Source organism: Bradyrhizobium sp. RDM12 (assembly GCF_051917485.1).
Lineage (GTDB): Bacteria > Pseudomonadota > Alphaproteobacteria > Rhizobiales > Xanthobacteraceae > Bradyrhizobium.
This window is the reverse complement of sequence record NZ_CM133064.1, coordinates 6,914,984-6,941,455: the sequence shown is the minus strand read 5'-3', so window position 1 is coordinate 6,941,455 and position 26,472 is coordinate 6,914,984. Positions and strand designations below refer to the sequence as shown.

The 26,472-nt window shown below is 63.4% G+C and carries 25 protein-coding genes and 3 pseudogenes; 14 read left to right on the top strand and 14 right to left on the bottom strand.

Annotated elements, in window-relative coordinates; translation table 11 throughout:
- Positions 1 to 165: 165 nt before the first annotated feature.
- Complete coding sequence (locus ACTGJ9_RS33900; RefSeq protein ID WP_456674586.1) at positions 166 to 372, top strand: hypothetical protein; 207 nt, start codon at positions 166 to 168, stop codon at positions 370 to 372.
- A 470-nt stretch (positions 373 to 842) separates the two neighbouring features.
- Here the strand turns inward: ACTGJ9_RS33900 and ACTGJ9_RS33895 are convergent, their stop codons facing one another.
- The 6 genes from ACTGJ9_RS33895 to ACTGJ9_RS33870 all read right to left on the bottom strand — a co-directional run bounded on the left by ACTGJ9_RS33895 (position 843) and on the right by ACTGJ9_RS33870 (position 4,288).
- On the bottom strand, positions 843 to 1,313 hold the full coding sequence (locus ACTGJ9_RS33895; RefSeq protein ID WP_456674585.1) for a hypothetical protein: 471 nt from the start codon (positions 1,311 to 1,313) through the stop codon (positions 843 to 845).
- Positions 1,313 to 1,660 carry a DUF3147 family protein gene (locus ACTGJ9_RS33890; protein WP_456674584.1) on the bottom strand — a complete coding sequence of 116 codons (348 nt, stop codon included), beginning with the start codon at positions 1,658 to 1,660 and terminating at the stop codon, positions 1,313 to 1,315. The genes ACTGJ9_RS33895 and ACTGJ9_RS33890 overlap by 1 nt, the downstream gene beginning before the upstream one ends.
- Positions 1,657 to 2,241: a phosphatase PAP2 family protein gene (locus ACTGJ9_RS33885; protein WP_456674583.1), complete on the bottom strand. Its 585-nt coding sequence runs from the start codon at positions 2,239 to 2,241 to the stop codon at positions 1,657 to 1,659. The genes ACTGJ9_RS33890 and ACTGJ9_RS33885 overlap by 4 nt, the downstream gene beginning before the upstream one ends.
- Before the next feature lie 79 nt (positions 2,242 to 2,320).
- A complete protein-coding gene (locus tag ACTGJ9_RS33880; protein ID WP_456674582.1) occupies positions 2,321 to 3,322 on the bottom strand; it encodes an SDR family oxidoreductase in 1,002 nt (333 codons plus the stop codon).
- Between the two features lie 105 nt (positions 3,323 to 3,427).
- The gene (locus tag ACTGJ9_RS33875) at positions 3,428 to 3,979 is read right to left on the bottom strand and encodes a DUF4142 domain-containing protein (RefSeq protein ID WP_456674581.1); all 552 of its coding nucleotides are present in this window, start codon (positions 3,977 to 3,979) and stop codon (positions 3,428 to 3,430) included.
- Positions 3,980 to 4,060: 81 nt separating this feature from the next.
- Positions 4,061 to 4,288, bottom strand: coding sequence for a hypothetical protein (locus tag ACTGJ9_RS33870; protein ID WP_456674580.1), 228 nt, complete (start codon positions 4,286 to 4,288; stop codon positions 4,061 to 4,063).
- A gap of 161 nt (positions 4,289 to 4,449) precedes the next feature.
- Between ACTGJ9_RS33870 and ACTGJ9_RS33865 the strand changes: the two genes are divergently transcribed.
- The 6 genes and pseudogenes from ACTGJ9_RS33865 to ACTGJ9_RS33840 all read left to right on the top strand — a co-directional run bounded on the left by ACTGJ9_RS33865 (position 4,450) and on the right by ACTGJ9_RS33840 (position 9,682).
- Complete coding sequence (locus tag ACTGJ9_RS33865) at positions 4,450 to 4,824, top strand: PRC-barrel domain-containing protein (protein WP_456674579.1); 375 nt, start codon at positions 4,450 to 4,452, stop codon at positions 4,822 to 4,824.
- Positions 4,825 to 4,847: 23 nt separating this feature from the next.
- Positions 4,848 to 5,006 (top strand): hypothetical protein, encoded by a 159-nt coding sequence (locus tag ACTGJ9_RS33860; protein ID WP_456674578.1) that lies wholly within the window; start codon positions 4,848 to 4,850, stop codon positions 5,004 to 5,006.
- 187 nt (positions 5,007 to 5,193) lie between these two features.
- A complete protein-coding gene (locus ACTGJ9_RS33855; protein ID WP_456678715.1) occupies positions 5,194 to 6,351 on the top strand; it encodes an HlyD family secretion protein in 1,158 nt (385 codons plus the stop codon).
- A pseudogene (locus ACTGJ9_RS33850) lies at positions 6,348 to 7,966 on the top strand (DHA2 family efflux MFS transporter permease subunit). The gene ACTGJ9_RS33855 and the pseudogene ACTGJ9_RS33850 overlap by 4 nt, the downstream one beginning before the upstream one ends.
- Positions 7,967 to 8,304: 338 nt before the next feature.
- A complete protein-coding gene (locus tag ACTGJ9_RS33845) occupies positions 8,305 to 8,718 on the top strand; it encodes a hypothetical protein (RefSeq protein WP_456674577.1) in 414 nt (137 codons plus the stop codon).
- 145 nt (positions 8,719 to 8,863) lie between these two features.
- Positions 8,864 to 9,682 (top strand): aldo/keto reductase, encoded by an 819-nt coding sequence (locus ACTGJ9_RS33840; protein ID WP_456674576.1) that lies wholly within the window; start codon positions 8,864 to 8,866, stop codon positions 9,680 to 9,682.
- A 237-nt stretch (positions 9,683 to 9,919) separates the two neighbouring features.
- On the opposite strand, the gene ACTGJ9_RS33835 is transcribed toward ACTGJ9_RS33840, so the two are convergent.
- From ACTGJ9_RS33835 to ACTGJ9_RS33825, 3 genes are all read right to left on the bottom strand, one after another.
- Positions 9,920 to 10,138, bottom strand: coding sequence for a hypothetical protein (locus ACTGJ9_RS33835; RefSeq protein WP_456674575.1), 219 nt, complete (start codon positions 10,136 to 10,138; stop codon positions 9,920 to 9,922).
- Between the two features lie 171 nt (positions 10,139 to 10,309).
- Positions 10,310 to 11,542: an aminotransferase-like domain-containing protein gene (locus ACTGJ9_RS33830; protein ID WP_456674574.1), complete on the bottom strand. Its 1,233-nt coding sequence runs from the start codon at positions 11,540 to 11,542 to the stop codon at positions 10,310 to 10,312.
- Positions 11,543 to 11,801: 259 nt separating this feature from the next.
- On the bottom strand, positions 11,802 to 12,329 hold the full coding sequence (locus ACTGJ9_RS33825; RefSeq protein WP_456674573.1) for a DUF3124 domain-containing protein: 528 nt from the start codon (positions 12,327 to 12,329) through the stop codon (positions 11,802 to 11,804).
- A 67-nt stretch (positions 12,330 to 12,396) separates the two neighbouring features.
- Here ACTGJ9_RS33825 and ACTGJ9_RS33820 point away from each other — a divergent pair, with 67 nt between their 5' ends.
- From ACTGJ9_RS33820 to ACTGJ9_RS33805, 4 genes and pseudogenes are all read left to right on the top strand, one after another.
- Positions 12,397 to 14,127 (top strand): cation:proton antiporter, encoded by a 1,731-nt coding sequence (locus tag ACTGJ9_RS33820; RefSeq protein ID WP_456674572.1) that lies wholly within the window; start codon positions 12,397 to 12,399, stop codon positions 14,125 to 14,127.
- Positions 14,128 to 14,328: 201 nt separating this feature from the next.
- Entirely contained in the window at positions 14,329 to 15,405 is a 1,077-nt protein-coding gene (ribB, locus tag ACTGJ9_RS33815) for a 3,4-dihydroxy-2-butanone-4-phosphate synthase (RefSeq protein WP_456674571.1), read from the top strand.
- A 139-nt stretch (positions 15,406 to 15,544) separates the two neighbouring features.
- The gene (locus ACTGJ9_RS33810; protein ID WP_456674570.1) at positions 15,545 to 16,759 is read left to right on the top strand and encodes an acyl-CoA dehydrogenase; all 1,215 of its coding nucleotides are present in this window, start codon (positions 15,545 to 15,547) and stop codon (positions 16,757 to 16,759) included.
- A 168-nt stretch (positions 16,760 to 16,927) separates the two neighbouring features.
- Positions 16,928 to 17,844, top strand: a pseudogene (locus ACTGJ9_RS33805) (MBL fold metallo-hydrolase).
- Between the two features lie 55 nt (positions 17,845 to 17,899).
- On the opposite strand, the gene ACTGJ9_RS33800 reads toward ACTGJ9_RS33805, so the two are convergent.
- The 3 genes from ACTGJ9_RS33800 to ACTGJ9_RS33790 form a co-directional block, all read right to left on the bottom strand.
- Positions 17,900 to 18,754, bottom strand: a complete 855-nt coding sequence (locus tag ACTGJ9_RS33800) for a DUF1499 domain-containing protein (protein ID WP_456674569.1) — start codon at positions 18,752 to 18,754, stop codon at positions 17,900 to 17,902.
- 346 nt (positions 18,755 to 19,100) lie between these two features.
- A complete protein-coding gene (locus tag ACTGJ9_RS33795; protein WP_456674568.1) occupies positions 19,101 to 20,309 on the bottom strand; it encodes an ABC transporter substrate-binding protein in 1,209 nt (402 codons plus the stop codon).
- A 147-nt stretch (positions 20,310 to 20,456) separates the two neighbouring features.
- Entirely contained in the window at positions 20,457 to 22,085 is a 1,629-nt protein-coding gene (locus tag ACTGJ9_RS33790; RefSeq protein ID WP_456674567.1) for a fatty-acid--CoA ligase, read from the bottom strand.
- 65 nt (positions 22,086 to 22,150) lie between these two features.
- Between ACTGJ9_RS33790 and ACTGJ9_RS33785 the strand changes: the two genes are divergently transcribed.
- Positions 22,151 to 23,236 carry an extensin family protein gene (locus ACTGJ9_RS33785; protein WP_456674566.1) on the top strand — a complete coding sequence of 362 codons (1,086 nt, stop codon included), beginning with the start codon at positions 22,151 to 22,153 and terminating at the stop codon, positions 23,234 to 23,236.
- Between the two features lie 33 nt (positions 23,237 to 23,269).
- Here ACTGJ9_RS33785 and ACTGJ9_RS33780 read toward each other — a convergent pair.
- A pseudogene (locus tag ACTGJ9_RS33780) lies at positions 23,270 to 23,951 on the bottom strand (L,D-transpeptidase).
- Between the two features lie 336 nt (positions 23,952 to 24,287).
- On the opposite strand from ACTGJ9_RS33780, the gene ACTGJ9_RS33775 reads away from it, so the two are divergent.
- Positions 24,288 to 25,265, top strand: a complete 978-nt coding sequence (locus ACTGJ9_RS33775) for a magnesium transporter CorA family protein (RefSeq protein WP_456674565.1) — start codon at positions 24,288 to 24,290, stop codon at positions 25,263 to 25,265.
- Between the two features lie 206 nt (positions 25,266 to 25,471).
- Positions 25,472 to 25,693: a hypothetical protein gene (locus ACTGJ9_RS33770; protein ID WP_456674564.1), complete on the top strand. Its 222-nt coding sequence runs from the start codon at positions 25,472 to 25,474 to the stop codon at positions 25,691 to 25,693.
- An 83-nt stretch (positions 25,694 to 25,776) separates the two neighbouring features.
- On the opposite strand, the gene ACTGJ9_RS33765 is transcribed toward ACTGJ9_RS33770, so the two are convergent.
- Entirely contained in the window at positions 25,777 to 26,367 is a 591-nt protein-coding gene (locus ACTGJ9_RS33765) for a methyltransferase domain-containing protein (RefSeq protein WP_456678714.1), read from the bottom strand.
- Positions 26,368 to 26,472 lie beyond the last annotated feature (105 nt).

Here is a 26,472-nt window from a genome sequence, read left to right as displayed (position 1 = left end):
GTTTCGGTCGCTTTCGCGACAGTGACGACGGTCCGGCAGGTGCATCAGGCGAACGCATCCGTAGCGGTGCATGCGGCGCACAGCTAGCGTCGCACGCCTTCGCACGTTCGGAACATTCGACGCACCGGTGCGTAGGCGTTTCCAAGCATCGGAAGAGAGGACATCATGGCACATTCCGACCAGGGCATTGTCAAGGACAAGCGCGCGGAGGACCAGCCGCGCGACAAGCAGCGGGCGCAAACTGCGCAAAAGACGGACCAGAAGGACTCGCCGTCGCGCGAGGCGACGCGCGATCCCAAGCTCAACGACAACAGCAAGACGCCGGGCTCCGGCATGACGCCGGACGATTCTGGCGCTGCGCCGAGCGGCTAATTTGGCGAGGAACGAATCCCCGCGCGATGAGTCGACTGATTGCTTCCGGTTATCATGCCCCCGGTGAGCCGGAAGTTATCTCCAAGGACGGCCCTGGCATCCCCCGTGCCGGGGTCGTTTTGCTTGTAAGAGGCTCGAAATCAACCTCGGCGCCCCCTTCGGGCCTCATCGGGGTGTGTCCATCGGGACAGATAATCAGGCAAATCAATAACTTAGATCATTGAAACGTTTTCCCTGCAGGCGCATTCTAAAGGCGAAGGAGGTGCGCCATGACGGACAAGGTCAGGTTGCCCCGCAAGCTTTCCGAGGAGCCTGAAGCACCAAAGCCGGTGCGGCCGAGCCATCAGAAGGTCATTGAGCAAGTCGAGCGCTGGGCCAACAGCCCGGGCCTGCAACCCCAAGGACCGACGATGCGAAGACGGTCTGAACCGGCGGCCGAGATGTACGGCTTCCTGATGCTACGGAAGAGGCTACGGCTTCTCGCTGATCGCCTCGGGGTCAGCTCGCGTGGTGTGAGCGGTGATGCGAAGCTTCCGCCTCAACCACCACGCCGACACTGAGACGGTAGCCCAGACCGGGATGGCGGCCGCGAACGCCCAGATCACGTTGACCGTAGCCAAGAGGTAGAAGGTCGCGGCGAACGCCGCGAGACCGATGCTCCCAAGGCCGGCACCCGCAGCATCGAGAGCTGCGGCCTGCTGCCCGCGTCTCCGCCCCGAGAGGCCCGCCTTCTCTTTGGCCCGGCGCTCATGGCTTTCGATCAGCGTCGCGCTGGCGCAGAAGATGGCAGGAAGCGCGAGGAAGAGGCCGCCGACGGCGATGCCACAGCGTGCGCTCACGACGCCCGCGAAAACCGTCGCCAGCCCGCCGAGCAGGAAGCGAATGCCGTACTCGTACCAGCGCGTTTGCTTCAGAGCCGACGCTGATAGTTTGACCAGCATCAGGCAGCCCCTCCGACACCCGCGAGCAGGGCAAAGGCAACCGCAAGCCATACGACGGAAGCGATGATGGTGGCAGGTAGCGCCGCGAGTCGAAACCTCATCAGGAGATGGCAGACGGCGAGGCTGTAGCAGGCGAGGGCTGCCGCGCCATAAATCATGGTCCAGCTTTCCGCTGCAGCATATTGCGGGCCATGTTGGACGACTGCGATGCCCAGCGTCGCCAGTGCCACCGATGGCGCAGCACCGAGGAGGCCGCCAAAGCTTTTGGGCCGCAACATATCGCCGATGATCGCGAAGGCGGAGACGATCACGCCGCCGGCGATGAAGCGGAGCACGTACTCGGTCATGATCGTGTCCGCCGATGCGGGGGCGTCCTGCTGCGATTCGTGAGCGTCCAAGGCCTCATCATCCGCTCGATCACGACGCCCAGGGTGAAGCCTGCGACCACATCGCTGGCCCAATGCGCAAGCAGAGCGACGCGTGTAATCGAAAGCCCCACGGCGATGGAGCGCACGAGACGTCGCCAGGCGGGCGGCAGCAGGCCGGCCGCGGATGCCAGCGCGCCCATATGCACGGCATGTCCGGACGGAAAGGCATCGCGCGCCTGGCCCGAGAATGGGATGCCGCGGCCATGGCCTCGTAGCGTGAGCCGGTCCGGCCTGACCTGATCGAACGCGGATTTGAGGATGTGGGGCAGTATCGCCGTCACCAACGACACCGCGAGAAAGTGGTTGGCCGCACTGCGCTCTTCGGCAGGGCGATGCCTGGTCCAGAGCCAACCCGCAGCAGCGAGGGCGACCAGCACACGTTCATCCGCGCCCCAGGTCAGCGCTTCGGCAGTCTCCTCGATCTCCGGGTTGGTGTGACCTGCGATCTCATTTGCGATCGCGGTATCGATCCGTGAGGGTTTGACTGTTGCGAGCGCCATTGATCCCAGAGGTTGGCGAAAAGTTCTCCATGACAGTTTTGTAAAGCCGCACGCGGACGATGGTTCCCGAGCCGAGGCGCTACGGCTGTCCGGATCCGCCGGCGGAGCCATAGACCTGGCCGGTCGCATAACTCGCATCGGCGGCTGCGAGCTGCACGTAGATCGAGGCGAGTTCGGCGGGCTGACCGGGGCGGCCGAGTGGCGTCATGCCGCCAAACTTTTCGAGCTTCTCCATGGTGGCGCCGCCCGAAACCTGGAGCGGTGTCCAGATCGGCCCCGGCGCAACGCCGTTAACGCGAATGCCCTTGGAGGCGAGCTGCTTTGCCAGAGACTTCACGTAATTCATGGTCGCTGCCTTGGTCTGCGCATAATCGTAGAGATCGGGCGAGGGATCGTAAGCCTGCTCGGATGTGGTGCCGACGATGCAGGATCCGGGCTTGAGATGCGGCAGCGCCGCCTTGATGATCCAGAACGGCGCGTAGATGTTGGTCTTCATCGTGGCGTCAAAATCGTCTGACGAGACGTCGAGGATGGAGGCCCGCGTCTGCTGTCGTGCCGCGTTGTTGACGATGATGTCGAGCCCGCCGAGGCCCTGCACGGCCTGTTCGACCAGCTTCTTGCAGAAGGCTTCGTCCTTGAGGTCGCCGGGGATCGCTAGGGCGGTGCGTCCTTCCTGCTTGATCAGCGCGATCACCTCCTGTGCGTCGGGCTCCTCCGCCGGAAGATAGTTGATGGCGACGTCGGCGCCCTCGCGCGCATACGCAATCGCAGCCGCGCGGCCCATGCCGGAGTCGCCGCCGGTGATCAACGCCTTGCGGCCGGCGAGTCGCCCGGACCCCTTGTAGCTGGCCTCGCCATGGTCGGGGCGCGGCTCCATCTTGCCGGCGAGGCCGGGCCATGGCTGCGACTGCTTCTTGAACGGCGGTTTCGGATAGCGGGTGACGGGATCGATCAGGTCGTGCTCGGCCATGTCTGTGCTTCCTTTCGCTGTCGAGGATGCCAGCGAAGCCGCAGCGAGCGTCGCACTCGCCGCGTGGACGACGTGCCGGCGGGTTATCGAAGCCTTGTCTTGATGTGCCATGAGGGCCTCCGCGAGTTTGCAGTCACAACCAGCGGAGCGCAGCATCGTTGCTATCGGAGGATGCCGGCCGAGCCGACGTCCTCCGAAGTCTTACTCGGGAAAGTCTTACTTCGACTGCCCGACGCTCGGCGCCTTGCCGAGCTCCTGTGCCATATCGAGGTGATGGCGCAACGTCGGCAACGTCTTGCCGGCCCAGTCCTTCAGTGAAGAATTGTCACCGCTCTTGGCGTAGCGCTCGAACAACGAGACCGCATCCTTATGCGCGCTGACCTGGTCGGAGTCGAAATCCGAGCTGAAGTCCTTGCCGGAGGCACTCTTGAGCTTGTCCAGCTTGCTCTGGTGCGAGCTGTCGAGTGTAGTCGGCACGGTCGCCTGCACCTTGCCGTCGCCGACCAGAGCCTTCAGCTCGCTGCTGGTTTTGGTGTGGTCGGTGACCATCTGCTGCGCGAAGCTCTTCTCCTGCGCATTGCCCTTCTGCTCGGCGAGCTTGCTCGACTCGATCTCGAACATGTCGCTGATGGCGACTTCCTTGACGAAATCGGCCGTGGTCGGTGCGACGCCCAACGCAGAGTTGACGCCGGTCTTCTCACCCACCGACTGCGCGAGAGCAGGGCCTGCGAGCAGTACGCAGGCAATGGCGATGACGGTACGTTTCATGGTCCAGTCCCTCTGATTGGCCGCGTGGCCTTTGCCGCGCGGATCTTTGCGACGACCAACACGGCCCCTGCGCCGATGTTCCTAATCCGTCGGATTGCGGCCGGTGCGGGGATTGATCGGGTCGGTCGGCTTGCGCCGCAGCCGTTCCGGCAGGAACGGCTCGGATGGCGAGGCTGACGGCTCGGCGCGCACGTCGGCATGGCGCTGGGCCCGCTCATGCGGCGTCTGGTTGGTGTTGATCTGGCGCTTCACGTCGAGGCCGTCGACGGGGTCATTGACGCCATGTTGAATGTCACGGAAGTCGCTCATGGTTCACCTTATTCGTTCCGGGCAGGATCTTTCCAGCGCTTGCCGGGCGCTCCCTTGAACAGCGCGTTCCCGGCGAAGTTCCTGTGTGGACCCGGGCACCCTCTGGAACGATCACCCCTTCACGCAGGTTGGTCCACGTATTGGCTGAGTGGAGAATCCAAATGTTGAATCAAGGCGAACTGGATCGCAGCGAGATGGGCCGGCTGATCGGCAGCGACAAGGTCGAGGGAACGTCGGTTTACGGAGCGGATCGCAACCGGATCGGTTCAATCGAACGCGTCATGATAGACAAGGTCAGCGGCAAGGTGTCGTACGCTGTGCTCGGCTTTGGTGGATTTCTGGGCCTCGGCAACGATCACTATCCCTTGCCCTGGCAGTCGCTGAAATACGACACCGAACTCGGCGGCTATGTCACCGGAATTACCGCGAAGTCGCTCGAAGGCGCGCCGAAATATGGCGAGCGCAGCGATTGGAACTGGGGCGATGATGCTGCCGTGCGCGACATCAATGCCTATTATGGCGTTCCGTTCGCGTAGCCACGTCACCGGAGGGAGATCCGATGAGCAAGGAAAAGCCCAGCGACGATCCCCGGCAGCAGAATGACTGGGGATCGCACGCCCAGACAGACAAGCCTTGGAAGGGTAATCCGGAGAAGGAGCAGTGGCCCGGCAAGAAAAAGCCGGACCTGGAGAAATGGCAGGAGACCAAGACCCACTGAACACATGCGCAGGCAATTTTATAAGCGCGGTACAGATGGTGCCGCGCTTCTTTTTGTGCAATGCGTTCACGAATGACAGCGGTGCTCCCGCAACCCGGAACCATGCCTTAAGGCTGCGGTTAGGCCCCGGTGTGCGCGCATGGCAAAGCCGTTCGCTGCAACCATCGTTTCGGATCGAGGTGTCGCAGTGGATGCTCAAACCCGGGCGCGTGGGCCGTCCGCGGAGCAACCGCAGAAGCTGGAAGCTCCAAAGAATTCGCCGGATCCCAAGCATCAGACCAGGGATCAGTCCGGAAAGCCGGACACGACGCCGTCGGTGCGCGAGCGGCTCCGCGAGCACTGGCTGCTCGCGACCGTTGGCGCCGTCGTGCTGATCGCAGCGCTCATCGGCGGTCTGCTTTATTGGTTGGAGGTCAGGCACTACGAATCGACCGACGACGCCTTTGTCGCCGCGCGCAGCTTTTCGGTGGCCTCGAAGGTCGGCGGCTACGTGACTGATATCCCGGTTACGGACAACCAGCATGTCAACGCCGGCGATCTGCTCGCCAAGATCGACGAGCGGGACTATCGTATCGCGGTCGATCAGGCTGCGGCGCAGGTCGAAGTCTCCAAGGCCAACATCGCCAATGTCGAGGCGCAGATCGATTCCCAGCAGGAGCAGATCAAGCAAGCCCAGGCCCAGCTCGATCAGGCGCAGGCCCAGCTTCAATTCTCGCAGGAGGAATTTGCGCGCGCCCAGGATCTGGTCGAGAAGGGCGCCGGCACCGTGCAGCGCCAGCAGCAGACCCGCTCCGATCTTCAGGCCCAGCAAGCCAACACCGAGCGCGCCAAGACTGCGGTGACAGCCGCGCAACTCGGCATCAAGACGCTCCAGGCCCAGCTCGAAGGCGCCAAAGCCCAGCTCCAGCAGTCCCAGGCTCAGCTCGATCAAGCCAAGTTGAACCTGCAATACACCAGTGTCGTCGCCGCGCAGTCCGGCCGCGTCGTCAAGCTCTCCGGCGCCAAGGGTACGTTCGTGACCGCGGGGCAGAGCCTGATGATGTTCGTGCCCGATGATGTCTGGATCGTCGCCAACTACAAGGAGACCCAGCTCGCCGACATGCGACCGGGCCAGCCGGTGGAGATCCGCATCGATGCCTATCCCGGGCGGAAGCTGACCGGCCATGTCGCCTCCGTGCAGCCGGGCTCCGGCACCGCCTTCAGCCTGCTGCCGGCGGAGAATGCGACAGGCAACTACGTCAAGGTGGTGCAGCGCGTGCCGGTGAAAATCGTGGTCGACAATTGGCCGGCCGATCTGCCTGTTGGTCCCGGCATGTCGGTCGTGCCCTGGATCAGGGTGCGATGACGGACGTCACGCAAGACGGCGCATCTGCCGGCGGCTGGTCGCCGGAACGCTCGGCGGCCGGCGGCCATAATCCTTACCTGATCGCCTTCGTGGTCTCGATCGCGACCTTCATGGAGGTGCTCGACACCACCATCGCCAATGTTGCCCTGCGCCACATCGCAGGCGGGCTCGCGGTCGGCATCGACGAGAGCACCTATGTCATCACCAGCTATCTGGTCGCCAACGCCATCGTGCTGTCGATCTCTGGCTGGCTGTCGACCGTGATCGGCCGCAAGCGCTTCTACATGATCTGCGTGGCGACCTTCACGGTCGCCTCGCTGCTGTGCGGGTCTGCCTGGAATCTGCACTCGCTGGTGCTCTTCCGTATTCTGCAAGGTCTCGGCGGCGGCGGCATGGCAACCAGTGAGCAAGCGATTCTTGCTGATTCCTTTCCACCGGAAAAGCGCGGCCAGGCTTTCGCCATCTATGGCGTCGCGGTGGTCGTCGCGCCGGTGATCGGCCCGACGCTCGGCGGCTGGATCACCGACACTTATTCCTGGCATTGGGTCTTCCTGATCAACGTGCCGATGGGACTGCTCTCGCTGTTCCTGGTCGGCACGCTGGTCAAGGAGCCGTCGGGGGCGGAGGAGGAGAGGAAAAGCTGCTGAGAAACGGCCTGCGGGTCGACTATATCGGCTTCGCGCTGGTCGCGATCGGGCTCGGCTCGCTTGAGTACGTGCTCGATGAAGGCCAGCGCAACGACTGGTTCGGCTCGAACTTGATCACGACTTTCGCAGTGCTATCGGCCGCCTCGCTGCTGGCACTGATCCCGTGGGAGTTGACGCGCGAAGAGCCCATCATCGATCTCCGCTTGCTCGGTCGGCGTCAATTCGCGGCCTGCTTCCTGGTCATGCTCGGCACCGGTGCCGTGCTGATTTCGACGACGCAGATACTGCCGCAACTGCTGCAGACCGACTTGAACTACACCGCGATGCTGGCCGGTCTCGCGCTGTCGCCCGGAGGCATCGCGACCTTGATACTGATGCCAGTGGTCGGCCGCCTCGTCAGCGCAGTGCAGCCGAAATATCTCATCATGATGGGCGCAGCCATTGTCGCGTTATCGATGTGGCACCTTACCGGAATCAATGGCGACATCACCTATGGCTACGCGGCGCTGTCGCGCATCTTCCTCGCGATGGGCCTTCCTTTCCTGTTCCTTCCGGTGACAACCGCGTCCTATGACGGCGTGCCGCCGGACAAGACCAATCAGGCGTCGGCGCTGATTAATGTCGCCCGCAATATCGGCGGCTCCATGGGGGTCGCACTGGCGCAGACGATCCTGGCGCAGCGCCAGCAATTCCATCAAAGCCGACTGATCGAGCACGCCGCACCATCCGATCTTGGATACCAGCAGACGATCGACGCGATGACACGCTTTTTCCAGGCGCAAGGCTCGAATGCGAGCGATGCGGCGTCACAGGCGGTCGCCTGGGTCGGCCGTACCTTGCAGCAGCAGGTCGACTTCCTCGCTTATATCGACGTGTTCTGGACGCTCGCGATCATCGCGGTGCTGATGATCCCGACCGCGGCCGTGCTGCGTCCGATCGATCTCAGCGCGCCGGCGCGAGGGCACTAGGCAACGTCAACTCCTTGCCGCCCGGCCCCGTATGGTACGCAGCACCTCGCCGCGTTCCGGGCACACGGATGGATGCCGGCGCCTGGGGTTGCGGCATGGCTGCAGGCCTCATCCACGGCATTCCCACCTACAAGGAACTCGTCGTCGCATCGTGACGGAGGCGGAACAAATCACCCGCAGCCGGTTATGGGGTTCCTGGATGGTACGGGTGCGACGCGAAAGGTCGCGTGACACCGCCAAGTTCTTAACCACGGCGGCAATTGACCGCTGGAATTGCACGCGACGCCTCCTAAATGGAGGTAGATTACCCCTTTGATTATCAATTTCAGGAGGCGTCCGTGGTCCTGAAAAGCGTTCCTTTTGCTGCTGTGGTTGCCCTCGTGCTCGTATGGGGCGGCATTGCACGCGCTGAAGACTACAAGCCTGACGAATATCTCGGTCTCGATCTCTCCAAGGCCGTGCTGTCGCCGAAGCGGCTCGGGCCCGAGACGCGATTCGCTCCGGTCGCGCTCGAGGCGAAGGGCGAGGCGCAGGCCCGTGCCGAGCCGGTCGACGTGCCTAAGAAGGTTGCGGCCGAACGCGTGCACATCTCCGAGCCGAAGGTGGCGCGCGCGAAGAGCGCGCAGCCGCGCGGCGCAGCCCGCACGAAGCTCGCGCATCGGCACGGTAATCCGCTGAACGCGCAGGCGATGGACACGCGTATCCAGACGTGGCCATGTCGTTCCGGCGGCATCTGCAACTGGAAGCGATAGTCTGGTCTGGCCGCTCACTACTGATTGGCCGCCGCGCGCCTGCTGCGCTATAGTATGCGCTCCCGCCACCTCTTTCACCGAAGAGCCTGCTCGCGTGGCATCGCCGCGCGGATCCGGCGGGCTGAAATACTCAGGAGCCTGTTCAATGGACAATCTGAAAACACAGGGCATCAGCATGCCCAAGCTCGGCCTCGGCACCTTCCGCATGCAGGGCGATGCCTGCCGGGCCGCGGTCGAGAGCGCGCTGTCGATCGGCTATCGCCACATCGACACTGCCGAAATGTATGCCAACGAGGAGGCCATCGGCGCCGCGCTGGCAGCGACCTCAGTGCCGCGTGGCGAGCTGCACGTCACGACAAAGGTCTGGCATGAGAACCTGGCACCGGACGCGATCCGCCGCGCCTTCGATGCCAGCCTGAAGAAACTGGGCCTCGACCACGTCGATCTCTATCTCGTGCACTGGCCGTCGAAATCGGCGAACTGGGGCGCTGTGTTCGAGACCCTGATGAAGCTCAAGGAGGAGGGGCGCACGCGGGCGATTGGTGTTGCCAACTTCAACACGGCGCTGCTCAAACTCGCGGTCGAGGACGTCAGGGCGCCGATCGCCTGCAACCAGATTGAATATCACGCGATGCTGGACCAATCCAAGGTGCTGGCCTATCTCAACGCCAGGTCGATCCCGCTTGTCGCTTATTGCCCGCTCGCGCAGGGACGCGTTGCATCCGATCCGGTGCTCGCCGAAATCGGTGCGAAACACAACGCGAGCGCGGCGCAAGTGGCGCTGAAATGGCTGCTCGATCAGGACGGCGTCGCCGCGATCCCGAAGGCGTCACGCCGCGAGAGCCAGCAGGCCAATCTCGACGCGCTGAAGATCAAGTTGGATGATGCCGACCGCAAGAAGATCGCAGCGCTCCCGAAGGACAGACGCTGCGTGAATCCAGGCTTTGCACCGGCGTGGGATTAAATGTCGACACACGTGCAACGTTACCCTCTCCCCTTGTGGGCCCCCTGTGTGAGAGGGTGGCTCGCCGCGGAGCGGCGAGACGGGTGAGGGGTCTCTATCCGCGTGCACATCAGTTTCAATTCGCCGAGAGATACCCCTCATCCGGCGCTTCGCGCCACCTTCTCCCACAAGGGGAGAAGGAAAAAGGAACGCAAAGAAATGGCCCCGCGAGGGGCCATTTCCATATTGCGTTGCGCATTAGTCCCAGTGGCGGTGACCGCGCTTGACCACGACGACACGGTCGTGATGGTGCCAGCCACGATGCCAGCCATAGTCGCGATGCTCGCGGAATTCGGCGCGGGAGCCGTAAGGGCCGTGATGACCGTGCTTGACGATCACGGTCTCCGCACTTGCCAGCGTCGGCGCCGCAACTACGAGCGCACCCAGAGCGGCAACGACATAACCAATCTTCTTCATGATGTCCTCCTCCAATGTAATGCAATTGAGAACGGCGCATACGTGCGAAACGTTCCGGAGCAACGTGAAGAGATTTCTGAATGGATATTCAGATCAGAACGATCGTTGGCGCGCAGCGCGGTTGTGGAGGCGTCGTCGCGCCGGTCTTGCCCGGTGGCCTGAGCGAATCTTTCAGGCTCGCTTCTCCACATTGGCGCTGCGGGCCGGTACGCCGAACTCCTCGCGGCAGACTTCGGCAAGCACGGCGACGCCGTCGCGGATCTGCTGATGCGAAGGGCTCGCGAAGCACAGCCGCAGGCGTGAGCCTGAGTGGCTCTTGTTGGTCGACCATTCCGGCCCCGGATTGATCGAGACTCCGGCGGCAAGCGCAGCCTGATAGAGTTTGAGCGTATCGACCTGGTCGGGCAGCTTCACCCAGAGGAAGATGCCGCCCTTGGGCTCTTCGAATTCGGCGGCTGTCCCGAACTGTTCGTTCAGCGCTTCCATCAGCGTGTCGAGCTTGGTGCGCAGCGCTTTCGTCAGCGCCGGCACATGGGTCGAAAAATGCGGCCGGCAATAGGTGGCGAGCACCATCTGCTCCAGCGCGCCGGAGCCGGCATCGGTCTTCAGCGCCAGCATCCGTGACATCACATCCCAGGACGCCACAATGAAGCCGACGCGCAAGGCCGGCGCGATCGATTTCGAGAACGAGCCGATATGGATCACGCCGCCATTTTTGCTCAGGGCGTGGATCGCGGGCGGCCGTTGCCCCGACCAGACCAGGTCAGCATAGCAATCGTCCTCGAAGACAGGCACGCCATATTCGGCCGACAACCGCAGCAACTCGACGCGGCGCGTCTCCGGCATGATGCTGCCGGTCGGATTCTGCACGGTCGGAATGGTGTAGATGTATTTTGGCCTGACGCCGCGATCCTTCAGGTCGGCCAGTGCCGAGGCCAGCGCGTCCATGCGCATGCCGTCGTCGTCGAGCGGAATGCCGATCGTGTTGACGCCGAGACGCGTCAGCCGCTGCAGCGATCCCTGATACGTCTCCTGCTCGACGATCACGGTGTCGCCGCGCGCCAGCAGCGTGTTGTTGACGAGGTCGAGTGCCTGGAGCGAGCCGGAGACGATCATGAGATCGTCGACCGTACAGCTGATACCGGCATCGCGCTTCAGTTTTGTCACCAGGAATTCGCGCAAGGGCAAGTAACCCTGCGGGCCGTGCGCCAGTCCGTAAGTGGCGAGCGACCGGCCCTCGCGTTGCAGGGCCTGATTGGCCGCCTCGATCAGCTCGTCGAGCGGCAACTGCTCGGAATCGTTGTTGCCGCCGACAAAGCTGTATTTGGCGAGGCCCGTCCAGCGCGCGGAGGGGGCCGGCAGCCCTGCGGGAAACAGGGGCGCGAAATCGAAGCTGGACGTCATGGGGGCGTTCCTCGTTATTTTTATTGAATTCTTATTGAGCGGCCTGCCTGGTGGCGACCGGGCGCCGCGATTTCGATGATGTCATCATGCCAGTGTTTTGCCCGACGCGTCAAACAAAATTCGTAAAATCAGCATCTGCGTCGCGCGGACCAACGAGTTACTGATTTTGCAGATCCGGCTACTGTGCATGGGGTTGTTTTCGGGTTTTCGATCTGCAGCTCGCTTGAAGCCGCGGCCGTAGACGCCCTCGATGCGGGCTTTACTTCTTGCCGGCCGGCCTGGTCGGGCGGCCCTGGCTGATGAAAGCGTAATGCGCATTGGCGACGCCGCCAACCATCAAGGCCTCGACAACTGGTTCGGTGATCTCGCCCGTGGCGGCCCAGTCGATGATGAAATTCGCCCCGGTCCCGCCGCGCACATCGTCGGTCGGAATGAAGATCGAGACGGTGGCGAGCGGCTTCACGGCGACCGGTGCCTTCAGATAGCTCTCGACCTGTTTGCCTGCGGTGTCGAAATAAGCGATGCGCCGGACCACGAGTGGTTGCGTCTCGGAGGCGTTGTGGACGCTCAGCGTCACCGAAAAATCGACCCGCAGTTTGCCCTGGCTCATCGCCACGCTGGAATAGGCCGGCACGTAGAAGCCGCCGGAGACCGTGAGTTCCTCCTTCGGCAGCGCCGTGAGCGAATCGGCGAAGGTGTGTTCGACGTTCACTTTGGGCTGCGCGACCGCCGGGCCGGCGAAGGGGAGGGGGCATAGCAGCATTGCAGCGGCGAGGCCCGCCTGCATGTGACGAATTGCTCGCTTGCCGCGCTGCACTCGGTCTCTAGGGTGCGACGAAACGGACCGATCTGGCATGCACGAGCTCATTCGCGACATCACTCTCTGTATCCTGTTTGCCTGGATGCTAGGCCTGCTCGCCCATTTTTCCCGGCAACCGCTGATCCTGGCCTATCTTATCGCCGGCTTCTGCATAGGTCCATTCGGCGCCGGCTGGGTCAAGTCGCAGGACTCGATCAGCGTCATCTCCGAGCTCGGCCTGATCTTCATGCTGTTCATGATCGGTCTGGAGATCGACCTGAAGAAGATCGTGCGGGCGGGCAAGGTGATCCTGTTCGCAGCCGGCGGCCAACTGCTCGGCGGCTGCGCGCTCGGGGTACTGTTCTTCGTCGGCATCGGCCTGTCGCTCGGCGGCGGCCATTTCGACGCGCTCTATCTCTGCATCGCCTGTGCGCTCTCCTCAACCGTCATCATCGTCAAGGTGCTCTACGAGAAGCGCGAGCTCGACACCTTGCCCGGCCGCATCACCCTCGGCGTCCTCGTGCTCCAGGACATCTTCGCCATCCTGTTCCTGGCGGTGCAGCCGAGCCTCGCCAATCTGGAAGTCAGCGTCATCCTGCTGTCCATCGGCCGCGTGGCGGTGCTGGTCGCCGCCGCACTGCTGGTCAGCCGTTATGTGCTGCCGCGCCTGTTCCACCAGATCGCCCGCCGCCCCGAGCTGATCCTGCTCGGCGCGCTGGCGTGGTGTTTTCTCGTCGCCGAGACCGCCGAGCAGCTCTCGCTCTCGCGCGAGATGGGCGCGCTGATCGCCGGCGTCTCGCTCTCGACCTTTCCTTACGCGCTCGACGTCACGGCCAAGGTCACGACGCTGCGCGACTTCTTCATCACGCTGTTCTTCGTGGCGCTGGGCATGACCATTCCCGTGCCCGGCCTCTCCGTGATCGGGCTCGCGCTCATGATCGCCGCGTTCACGGTGGTGAGCCGCCTCGTCACCACCTTCGCGCCGCTCTATTTGATGAAGCAGGGCCTGCGCGCGAGCCTGCTGCCCGCGATCAATCTGGCGCAGATCTCCGAGTTCTCGCTGGTGGTGATCCAGACCGGCGTCAGCGACAACCACATCGCAGCCGAAACGGCGAATGCGGCCTCCTTCGCCTTCGTGGTGCTGGCCGTGCTCTCGACCTTCGTCATGACCCGCAGCGACGAGATCACCCGCTGGGCGATCGGCCCGCTCAAGCGGATCGGCTTGCGCGACCTCGACCATGGCAACGGCCACGCCGAGGAGGAGCACGAAGGCGGCCACGGCGAAGCGCGCCGCATCGTCATCCTCGGCTTTTTCCGTGCGGCGAGCGCGCTGCTGGCCGAGATCGAACGGCAGGCGCCGGTGCTGCTGGAGCAGATCACGGTAATCGACTTCAACCCCAATGTGTACCAGACCCTGCTATCGCGCGGCCTGCATGTGATCTATGGCGACATCAGCAGCGCCGACACGCTACTCCATGCCGGGATCGGCAAGTCCGAGATGATCATCCTCAGCGTGCCGGACGCGCTGCTGAAGGGCGCCAGCAACGAGAAGCTGGTCCGCCACGTCCGTACCCTCAACCCCAACGCCTTGATCGTCGCCACCGCCGATCTCCTGTCCGATGTCGGTGAGCTCTACGCAGCCGGCGCCAGCTATGTCACCGTGACCCGGCTCAGCGACGCCCATGAATTGTTTACGGTGATCGAAGCCGCCCAAGCCGGCCTGTTGGCCGAGAAGCGCGCCGAGCTCGATGCTCGGCTTGGCGAGCGGCGCGAAGTGCTGCCCTGAGGCGGTGCGGCCGTCTTCCGTCCGGCTCGGGCGCGCCTATATCGCTGGTAGCTTCGGTGCAAGCCTGAAAGCCTGCCTGGGAGCGGCCTCCGGGTATATCCGGTTGCATCCAGGACACTAGCGCTTGGGCCCAAGTCCGGCTAAGGCGTCCGGCTAAGGCGTCCGCTAAGCCTCCGGCCCATAACCGATAGAGATTGGGAAATGCCCGACACCGTTCAGGAAGTTTTGCAGGCCTTTGCCCGGGGCGAGCTCGTCGTCGTCACCGACGACGACGATCGCGAGGGCGAGGGCGATTTGATCGTCGCCGCCTCGTTCTGCACGGCGGAAAAGATGGCCTTCATCATCCGCCACACCTCAGGCATCGTCTGCGCGCCGATTACCGCCGAGGACGCGCGGCGGCTGCGGCTCGATCCGATGGTCGCCCACAACGATTCCGCCCACACCACTGCCTTCACGGTCTCGATCGACTACAAGCCCGACGGCGGCACCGGCATCTCGGCCGAGGAGCGCGCCTCCTGCTGCCGTGCGCTGTCCAATCCCAATGCCGGCGCCAACGACTTCGCCCGTCCGGGCCACATCTTCCCCCTGATCGCCAAGGACGGCGGCGTGCTGCTGCGCTCCGGCCATACCGAGGCCGCGGTCGATCTCTGCAAGCTCTCGGGCTTGCCGCCGGTCGGCGTCATCAGCGAATTGATGAACGACGACGGCAGCGTCATGAAGGGCGAACAGGTCGCCCGGTTCGCCGCCAAGCATAAGCTCAAGCACGTCACCATTGCCGACATGATCGCCTATCGCCAGGCGCGCGAAAAGCTGATCGAACGGGTCTCGACCTTCACCACCGAAAGCCCGATCGGGCCGCTCCAGGGCTATGCCTACCGCTCGCCGTTCGATTCCATCGCCCACGTCGCTTTCGTCTACAATGGCGTCGGTGACGGCAAGAACGTGCTGACGCGCTTCCACAAGCCGAACATAGTCAAGGACATCTTCACCGGCCATAAGCGCATGGCGGCGGTGCTCGAGCAGTTCAAGAAATCCGGTCGCGGCGTGCTGGTCTATCTGCGCGATGGCGCGGCCGGCGTTCCCGTGGCAGCGTTGCCGGATGAGACGGCGACGGAGGCAGACCGCAACCGCCAGTGGCGCGAAGTCGGCGTCGGAGCCCAGATCTTGCGCGATCTCGGCGTCACCTCGATCCGTCATCTCACCTCGTCGGTGCATGACTACAAGGGCCTCTCGGGCTTCGGCATCGAGATCGTCGCCAACGAGCAGCTTGAAAGCTAGCGCTGTCATTCCGGCAGGCGCGACACGCACCCCCGGGATTCACGCAGACCCATACTTCTGCAACGCAATTGCACTTGTTGCCGCGGCGCACTAGTTTGTCCGGCAATTTTACGACGGAACCAGACCGAAAGGACGTTTCATGAGCGTGCGCCCTCAGACCAAGGACAAGCCGGCTGCGGCTTCCTTCCAGTGGGACGATCCGTTCCTGCTCGATGAGCAGCTGACCGAAGACGAGCGCATGGTGCGCGACACCGCGCGCGCCTACGCCCAGGACAAGCTGCTGCCGCGCGTCACCAAGGCCTATCTCGAAGAGACGACCGATCGCGAGATCTTCAACGAGATGGGCGAGCTCGGCCTGATCGGCATCACGCTGCCCGAGGAATATGGCTGCGCCAACGCGAGCTACGTGGCTTATGGCCTCGTCGCGCGCGAGATCGAGCGGGTCGATTCCGGCTATCGTTCGATGAATTCGGTGCAGTCCTCCCTGGTGATGTACCCGATCTACGCCTATGGCGACGAGAACCAGCGCAAGAAGTACCTGCCGAAGCTCGCCAGCGGCGAGTGGGTCGGCTGCTTCGGCCTGACCGAGCCCGATGCCGGCTCCGACCCGGCCGGCATGAAGACCCGCGCCGAGAAGGTCTCCGACGGCTATCGCCTGACCGGCAGCAAGATGTGGATCTCGAACGCGCCGATCGCCGACGTGTTCGTGATCTGGGCCAAGTCGGCCGAGCACGACAACCAGATCCGTGGCTTCGTGCTGGAAAAGGGCATGAAGGGTCTCTCTGCGCCGAAAATCGGAAGCAAGCTCAGCTTGCGTGCTTCCATCACCGGCGAGGTCGTGATGGATGGGGTGGTGGTGCCGGAAAGCGCGCTGCTGCCCAACGTCTCCGGCCTGAAGGGTCCGTTCGGCTGCCTCAACCGCGCCCGCTACGGCATCTCCTGGGGCGCGCTCGGCGCCGCGGAGGACTGTATGCATCGCGCCCGCCAGTACACGCTCGACCGCAAGCAGTTCGGCAAGCCGCTCGCCGCGACCCAGCTGGTGCAGAAGAAACTCGCCGACATGGAAACCGAAATCGCGCTCGGCCTCCAAGGATCGTTGCGCGTCGGCCGCCTGATGGACGAGGGCAAGTTCGCGCCCGAGATGATCTCGATCATGAAGCGCAACAATTGCGGCAAGGCCCTCGACATCGCCCGCGTCGCCCGCGACATGCACGGCGGCAACGGTATCTCGGCCGAATACCACGTGATGCGCCACGTCCATAACCTCGAGACGGTCAACACCTACGAGGGCACCCACGACGTCCACGCCCTGATCCTGGGCCGCGCGATCACCGGCATTCAGGCGTTTTTCTAGACGCCGCGGCGTTCGGTGTTGGCCTTTTGCTCCCGCTGGCATCGTCCGCGAATGCGGACGATCCAGTATCCCAGAGACCTCGCCTTCACCTCGGACGCCACGGCGTACCGGATACCCCGCCTTCGCGGGGTATGACGGCAGAGTGTGGCGGTACGTACAGGAAGTCCCATGTCCGACAACGACGACGTCCCGTTCAACCGCAACTTTCCGCTCAAGGCAGGCGTCGTCGAGCAAGTCCGCCCCGGCGTGCGGCGGGTGCTCTGCAATAATCCCAGCCCGTTCACCTTTACCGGTACCGTCAGCTACATCGTAGGCACCGGCAACGTTGCGATCATCGATCCCGGTCCCGACGATGAGGCGCATGCGGCCGCGCTGCTCGACGCCGTGCGCGGCGAGACGGTGAGCCATATCTTCGTCACCCATACGCACCGCGACCACTCGCCCAATACACCGCGCATCAAGCAGGCGACCGGCGCGCCGGTTTATGCCGAGGGCCCGCACCGCGCCTCGCGCCCGCGCTTCGAGAGCGAGAAGCACAATCCCGAATCCGGCTCCGATCGCGACTTCGTCCCCGATGTCAGGATCGCCCATGGTGACGTCGTCGAAGGCGCTGGCTGGCGGCTCCAGGCCGTGGCGACGCCCGGCCATACTGCCAACCATCTCGCCTTGGCCTGGCCCGAGCGAAAGTTCAACTTTGTCGGCGATCACGTCATGGGCTGGTCGACCTCGATCGTGGCGCCGCCCGACGGCTCGATGATCGACTACATGGAATCGCTCGACCGGCTCGCGGCGCGCGAGGAGGATCTGTATTTCTCCGGCCACGGTCCGGAGATCCCGAGGGGCAGCGCTTCGTGCGTTTCCTGATCCGCCACCGCAAGGCGCGCGAGGCTTCGATCCTGCACCGCCTCGCCAAGGGCGAGACGGATATCCCGACTGTGGTGCGCGCGATCTATATCGGCATTGATCCGCGGCTGACGACGGCCGCCGGCTATTCCGTGCTGGCGCATCTGGAGGACCTCGTCGCGCGCGGCGTTGTCGTGACGGACGGTGATCCCGTGATCGGCGGCACGTATCGGTTGGCCTAAGGGCGAATAGCCACTAGCGAATGGCGAGTAGGCAAGATTCGCCACTCGTCATTCGCTATTTCTTCACCGTCTTCGCGGGCGCCTTCGGTGGCACGACCGGCGTCTTCTTCGCCGGCTTCAGCGCATCGGCGTCGGCTGCGGTGTTGAGGTCGTCGATGAATTTCGTCACGCGCGCGGCATTGCTGCCGAGATCCCTCTCGAAATAACGCGAGGCGGAGCGGATATCGACGCGTGAATCGTCGCCATCAGGGACGACCCTGATCGAGATGTCCTCGCGAAAGCCCATGATCGGCGTGCGTGCCACCGCCTCGATCCGGCCCATGCGGCGCGGCGGCTGCGGCTCGCGTTCGTCGATGACGGTCCATTTGCGCTTGATGACGAGCTGGCGTGCGATCGCATAGGCGCGGTCAACGGGGATCTCGAGCTCGATCGGCTCGATGTCGGGATAGAACCGGCGCTGCTGCTCGGCCGAATAGAGACCGGCATAGACAGCGGTGTTGGTGCCGTCGCCGGTGCGCAGGCGCGATAGCGCGTCGAAGCGCGGCGGATCGATCGGGTCGGTGGTGATGTCGTGGATCGGCGGCAGCTTGCGGTACAGCAGAGCTTGATAGGCGGGATAGGCGAGGATCGCCCCGTCGATCAGGAAAGCGAGCAGGATGCGCGCCATGCCGCGCGAGCCGTTCTGCCAGATCGCGGCAAAGCCGGCGAGGCCGAACAGGATGGAAAGCGCGGCAATCGCGAGGCCGCCGAAGAAGGTGGCCAGCGCCGGCTTCATCTCCAGGAAGTCGAAACGGACGATGATGATCGATACCACCACGGCCACCACCGCGAAGACCGCCAGATTGCGCGCCCAGCTCGCGAGGCTGGACACGGGCTCCGACTGATAGGGAGCGGAAAACCTGCGGGCCATGCTGTTCCATCACCGATGTGAGTCGCCGGGCGAGGGCACGGGCGACGGGAGCAAGCTGACCTAGCGCATTTTCCGCAAGGCTGTGAAGCGGTTTATGCCCGGTTCTGAACCGGTGACAATCCGGGGCAGTCGCGGCCGAACCAACGGCCGACGGCGAACCACACAGTATGTATGGCGGTTCGCGCGAGGGGCCATGGTGAAGCCGCGGGAGATGAGGGAGCAAGGGGCAATCACGACACGCGCTGGCGTGGTCCCTTAGAGGTGGATTTCCCGACCAGCCTTGAGGGGCAGGGAGAGGCGCGTCAACAGGCGCGCCTCTCATGTCGCCCTTGAACCTGACCAGGCTTCAGTGGGTGACCAGCGGGCAGGCCGAGTCCGACAACTTTCCGAATGCCTCTTCGCCTGACATGGTCAGCACCAGCTTGTAGTAGTCCCAGGGCTGCTTGGATTCGTCGGGCTTCTTCACTTGCATGATGTACATCTCATGCTCCATCAGCCCGTCGGCGCGGATCTTGCCGTTGCTGGTGAACATGTCGTCGATCTTCATCTTCTTGAGCTCGGCCATCACCTTGTCGGCGTCGGTCGTACCGGCTGCCTTGACTGCGTTGAGGTAAGTCAAGGTGGCCGAATAGTAGCCCGCCTGGTTCATGGTAGGCTCGCGCTTGGTCTTCTCATAGTAACGTTTGGCGAAGGCACGGGTCTTGTCGTTGAGATCCCAGTACCAACCGGTGGTTAGATAGAGGCCTTGCGCGGTCTTCAGCCCGAGGCTGTGGATGTCGCTGATGAAGGCGAGCAACGCGGCCGGCTTCATCGTCTTGGCGATGCCGAATTCGTCGGCGGACTTGATCGAGTTGGTAAAATCGTTGCCGGCATTGGCGAGGCCCAAGACTTGCGCACCCGAGTTTTGGGCCTGAAGCAGATAGCTGGAGAAGTCGGAGGTCGAGAGCGGCACGCGCACCGCGCCGACCACCTTGCCGCCATTGGCCTCGACGACCTTCGAGGCGGATTCCTGCAACTGCGTGCCGAAGGCATAGTCTGCCGTCAGGAAGAACCAGGTCTTGCCGCCCTGCTTCACCATGGTCTTGGCGGTACCGTTGCCCAGCGCCGTGGTGTCGTAGACGTAGTGCACGGTGTAGGGTGTGCAGTCCTTGCCGGTCAGCGATGCACCAGCGGCGCCGATCGCGATGAAGGGGACTTTCTTCTCCTTGGCAACGTTGTTCATTGCCAGGCTGACGCCGGTGTTCGAGCCGCCGAGGATCATGGTGACGCCATCGCGGTCGGCCCATTCGCGGAATTTCTGCGCACCGAGGTCAGGCTTGTTTTGATGGTCCGAGACCATGAACTCGATTTTGTTGCCGAGGACGCTGCCGCCGAAATCCTCGATCGCCATCTTGGCCGCCTCGACGCCGCCGGGGCCGATGACGTCGGCATAGAGACCCGACATATCATCGATATCCCCGATCACGACCTTGTTATCGGCCGCCTTTGTGCCGGTGGTGGCCGCAATCGACGCGGCCAGCAGCCACGGCAGCATTCGTAGCGCAAACAATTTCATCTTGAGCGTTCCCTTTGTTGGCTTGAAGTTCGGCGCGACGTTAGGAAGCCGCCGGGGCGGCTCCAATTCGTCTTTGGTCGCGTGACCGGAAGGAAAGAGGCCCCTGATGATCAGGGGCCGAACCCGACGTGGCGCTGTCCGTGGGCTTTAGGCCGCGGCGTTCGGAAAGCGATAGTCCTTGAACTGGTCGCGCAGCGCGGTCTTCAGGATCTTGCCGGTCGCGGTATGCGGGATGCCCTCGACGAAGGCGACGTCGTCGGGCATCCACCATTTGGCGATCTTGCCGTCCATGTATTTCAGGATGTCGTCGCGCGTGGCCTGCTGGCCTTGCTTGAGCTGCACGATCAGCAGCGGCCGCTCGTCCCATTTGGGGTGGAAGACGCCGATCACGGCGGCCTCTGCCACGGCCGGGTGGCCGACCGCGAGATTCTCGAGGTCGATCGAGGAGATCCACTCGCCGCCGGACTTGATCACGTCTTTGGAACGGTCGGTGATCCGCATGTAACCGCCCTCGTCGATTGTCGCGACGTCGCCGGTGTCGAAGAAGCCATCCTCGTCGAGGATGTTGGTATCGAGACGGAAGTAGGCCTTGGCCACTGCGGGGCCGGAGACTTTGAGGCGGCCAAAGGTCTTGCCGTCCCAGGGCAGTTCCTTGCCGGCATCGTCGGTGATCTTCATTTCGACCGCGAAGGGCGCATAGCCCTGCATCTGCAGCACGTCGAGCCGCGCATCGCCGGTCGCGTTCTGGAACGGTGGCTTCAGCGCCGAGACGCTGCCGATCGGGCTCATCTCGGTCATGCCCCAGGCGTGACGGACGTTTGAGCCCATGTCGAGGAAGGCCTTGATCATCGAGCGTGGCATCGCCGACCCGCCGCAGATCACCATCTTCAGGTGCGGCAGCTTCAGGTTATTGGCGGTCATGTGCTGGAGCAGCATCAGCCACACCGTCGGCACGCCGGCGGTGTGCGTCACCCTCTCGGTGGAGAGCAGCTCGTAGACCGAGGCGCCGTCGAGCTTGGGGCCAGGCATCACCAGCTTGGTGCCCTGCGAGGGTGCGGAGAAGGCGATGCCCCAGCTGTTGGCATGGAACAGCGGAACCACCGGCAGCATCGTCTCCGAGGCGCTGGTGCCGAGCGCGTCGACATTGTTGGCCATCAGCGCGTGCAGCACGTTGGAGCGATGCGAATACAGCACGCCCTTCGGATCGCCGGTCGTGCCCGACGTGTAACACATTGCGGCCGCCGTGTTCTCGTCAAAGTCCTTCCATTTGAATTTGCTGTCGGCCTCGGCGATCCAGTCCTCGTAGGCGACGACGTTCTTCAACGTGGTCTCGGGCATATGCACCTTGTCGGTGAGGATCACGTAGCGCTCGACGCTTGGGAGCTTGTCGGCGAGCTTCTCGACGACCGGCACAAAGGTGAGATCGACCATCACGATGCGATCCTGCGCATGGTTGATGATCCAGGCGATCTGCTCGGGGAAAAGGCGGGGATTGATGGTGTGGCAGATGGCGCCGATGCCCATGATGCCGTACCAGACTTCAAGATGGCGCCAGGTGTTCCAGGCGATCGTGGCAACGCGGTCGCCGAGCTTGATGCCGTCGCGCTCCAGCATCTGCGAGACTTTGAGCGCGCGCTGGTGGATTTCGGCGTAGGTAGTGCGGTGAATCGGTCCCTCGACCGATCGCGTCACGACCTCCTGCTTGCCATGAATCCTGGCAGCGTGTTCGATGATCCGGTGGCAGAGCAGGGGCCAATCTTGCATCAAGCCGAGCATTCAGACGTTCCTCCGAGAAGTCGCTGGGTGCGTTTTCGCTCTCAGCGCAGGGCCAAAGAATTGTCATGAGTTTTAGCCTGCCGGACTTTCGCCGCAAATGGTCTTGTCGCGGCAATATGTCCGCCCGCGCGGCAATGGTTACCGCCGCGCTCGGGCTGACGCTTGTGCTCGCGGATCGGGCGGCGGCGCGAAACTATGCTGCGCCACTCGATATCTTTGGTCTTGGTACGCCACGGCCGCACCGGAGCGCTCACTCCGCCAAGATACCGCTACCAATGCCACGCCCCGAGGAGGCCCCCCAAGCAACGGACAAGGCCGCGCCTGAGGCCGACGGCAAGCCTTCTGCGGATAAACCGGGCAAGCCGGGCGAGGCCGCGCCGCCGCCCGAGAAGCAGCCCTCGGCCTGCCGTATGGCGCTGACCGAGGAGATCGCGGTCGCGCCCTCCATTCCCGATATCCATGGCCCCGGCGCCTGCGGAGGCGAGGATCTGGTGCGGCTGGAAGCGATCGTACTGCCGGACAAGCGCAAGGTCGCAGTCAAGCCGGCGGCAATCCTCCGCTGCACCATGGCATCAGCGATTGCCGATTGGGTCCGCACCGACATGGTGCCGCTGGCCGCGAGCCTCGGCTCGACCATTACTGATCTCGACAATTTCGACAGTTTTGAGTGCCGCGGCCGCAACCGCGTCGTCGGCGCGATGCTGTCCGAGCACGGCAAGGCCAACGCGCTCGACGTGCGCTCGCTCAAGCTTGCCAACGGCCAGTCGATCGGCCTGACCGACCGCACGCTGTCACGCGACGTGCGCGAGCGCGTGCTGCATTCGGTCTGCTCGCGCTTTTCCACGGTGCTCGGTCCAGGCTCGGACTGGTACCACGAAGACCACATTCACCTTGATCTGGCGCAGCGACGCAACGACTACCGGATTTGCCAGTGGAACGTCTGGGATCCCTTGCCCCAGGTCGCGCCCCTGCTGCCGGCCGAGCGCCCCGAGGAGGCGCCGCCACGCGAGGTTGCGGCCAAGTCGGAGGGCGCCAAGGATGGAGCAAATGGTGGGGCTGACGATCGGGAGAGCGCGAAGCCTGCCGCGCCGGCGGACAAGCCCGAGCCCGACTCCGGCAAGAGCAAGCCGGCGACAAAAAAGCGCCGGTGAGATCGGCGCCTTTTAAGCTTTGTCCGAAAGCGGTCAGTATTGCGAGTTGCTGTTGCCGCCACCCTGCAGTGCAAGCCGCGAGTTGTAGGGGAATCACCGTGCTTGGGCTCGAGCACAACCACGATGGTGCCGAGCTTGACGCGGCCGTAAAGATCGATCGCATCCTCGTTGGTCAGGCGGATGCAGCCCGAGGAGATCGAGGCGCCGATATATTCAGGCTGGTTGGTACCGTGGATGCGGAACAGCGTGTCCTTGCCGCCCGAATACAGATACAGCGCGCGCGAACCCATCGGATTGTCCGGGCCCGGAGCGACGAAGGTGGGCACGCCAAGACGCGAGATCTCGCCGGGGTCGGATGCCAGGCCGGCCATTCTGTCATGCTGCCGACCTTGGCAATGCCGGACCAAGCCATGGCCTCTTCGCCGACGGTGATGCCGTAGCGGATTGCCTTGCCGCCATCCATCACATAATAGAGGTAATGGTTGTCGGAATCGACGACGATCGAGCCCGGCGCCTCCTTGCGGTGATAGTCGACGATGGCGCGACGGAACGGCTCTGCTACCGGCGTATTCTCGTACCGGATCTTGGCAAGGAGTTCCTTGTCTTTCGGCTTGAAATTCTGGGTGTTGGTGGCTTCGTAATGCGTGGCCTGCATGCAGCCCGACAGCATGAAACCGGCAGCCAAAATTCCCAACATAACTTTCAGCGACGACATGGTTCGGTTCCAATCAAAACAACACCGCGCAGGTCCTGTGCGTAGCGCCCAAGGCCTTCGACTCCGTTGATTTCATTATGGTTGAAATCTGCCACAATTCCAGCGCTTAGGGGCTTTTCCCGCGCTGCGAGAGCCAACCTGTGGCTTTTTTGCCGCAAGTTTTACGGGCTTCGGCCGGTTTTTGGGCGGAAAATGCCAACCTGTCGATTCCGCGCCACAGTTGAGCCGTGTCGTCGCCACAAATGCAAACGCTCCGTTAATGTGCTTGTCATCGTGAACTTGTCAGAATCGCGCTAAGCGCTGTCAATCTGTCGCAGGCCTTCGCTGGAGTTGTTCATGTTTTCTGTGTTCGTTCCGACCGACTCCTCCCTGAAGAAGGCCATTGTCGACGATCTCGCCGCCGTGCCGGACCACGCCGTGTGGGTCGACCTGGTCAACCCGACCGCGGCCGAGGACAAGGCCGTGGAACGGCTCTTGGGGATCGCCATCCCGACCCGGGAGGACATGCAGGAGATCGAGATTTCCAGCCGCCTCTATATCGAGAACAGCGCCCGCTACATGACCGCGACGCTGATGTGCCACTCCGACACTGACATGCCCCGGACCACCGCGGTGACCTTCATCCTCGGCGACCATCGCCTGGTCACGGTGCGCTACGACCAGCCCAAGCCGTTCGCCCTGGTCGAGGCCAAGCTGGCGCGGACCTGCACCCCGGGGATCACCGGCGAGATGGTGCTGATGGAACTCCTGGACGCCGTGATCGACCGCTGCGCCGATATTCTGGAACGCTGCGGCGCCGAGATCGACCAGGTCTCGCACGACATCTTCGAGCCCGAGAGCGAGCGGCACGGCCACGCGAAGCAATATTCCCAGATCCTGATCTCGATCGGCCGCAAGGGCGATTTGACCTCGAAGGTTCGCGAGAGCCTGGTGTCGATCGGCCGCGTCGTCACGTTTCTGTCCGCGGTGGTGGAGGGCGTGAAATGGTCAAAGGACATGCGTGAGCAGCTCAAGACCATGCAGCGCGACGTCGCATCCTTGACCGACCACGCCTCCTATCTTTCCAGCAAGATCACCTTCGTGCTCGACGCCATGCTCGGTGTCGTCAATCTCGAGCAGAACAACATCATCAAACTATTTTCGGTCATGGCAGTTGTCCTGATGCCGCCGACGCTGATCGCCTCGATCTACGGCATGAACTTCAAGTCGATGCCGGAGCTCGAATGGACGCACGGTTATCCCTTTGCGCTCGTGTTGATGGTGTGCGCCGCGATCGTCCCGTACTGGATCTTCAAATGGAAGAAGTGGCTCTGAGCTGGCCTGCGCTCCGAAAATAGTGACCGAGACCTTACGCCCGTCGCAGAGACGAGGCTGATGGTGTCGCAGAATAGAGCGTCATTGCGGCTACGCGGTGATGCGCGTGCTGTGCCCCAATTCCTCCGGTAAAATTTGAGCAGTGGGCTGAACGTTTGCGCGAAACTTGTCTGCCATAACCAGCGGGTTAGCCGCGAGGAACAGCCATGGTTGAAAAACACATAACGACGCCCCGCAACGTCATCGACCTGACGAGCTATCGTCAGGCCGTGGCGAGCGGCAAGGCGCCGTCGTTGTCGGCGCGCATGTGCCGGCACTGTGGTGCTCCGCTGCTCGATGGCGAGAACGATGACGATTGCTCGACTGCATTCAACGCAGCCGCCGCTCCGCGGCTGCGCGAACGGTCGCGTCGGATTCGCCTGGATTGAGGAGTGGAAGGAAGGGCGGGCGATCCAGTCTTGCGGCGGCGTTATCTGGATCGCCTTGCTTCCCGCCTTTCGCGGCCAATCATCTAGCGCTTCACGATTTGCGCCGTCGAGACGATGGTCTCGGCGATCAAGCCGTCGCGGCTGAACGATGCCAGATGGCTCTCGACGTCGTGCAACATCGCCTCGACGTTGTCGGCTAGGCTTTCCGGTGAGGACGACGAGTAGGTGAGGGTGCGTTGCGCCAGGTCCTGCATGCTGACCGTGTGGCTGGTCTCGACCGTGACGAGCTCGGTGGGCGCAAAGGCGCTGCCGCGGAAGAACGCGGCAAGGTCGCGATGGGTCCGCGTGCCCCGGCCGGCCTCCTCCCAGAGTTGCGCTGAGGACCAGCGGCGGCGGATCTCGTTGTAGCCATCAAGCCATGGGTTGCGGCCGTCGATGGCCGAGAAGGAGGCGCAGAGCAGGATCGCGCCGTCGCGCGCAACCAGTCCATCGAGCCGCGCGAGCGTCGCGTCGCGATCCATCCAATGTAGCGCGCGGCCGATCGTGACGATGTCGAACCCGCCGATCTCGGAGGCGAGCGTCTCGGCCTTGCCTGCGATCAGTGTGAGCTCCTGCCACGCGCGCTTCGCCGCCCGTCGCGCGAGCATCGCGGCTTCAGGGTCGACGCCGACGATACGGCCGACATAGGGGGCGAAGCCGAGCGCGAGGAGCCCCGGGGCCGGTGCCCAGATCGATCAAGGCGCATCGTTCGGAGAGGCCGAGCTGCTGCGCGACGCTGC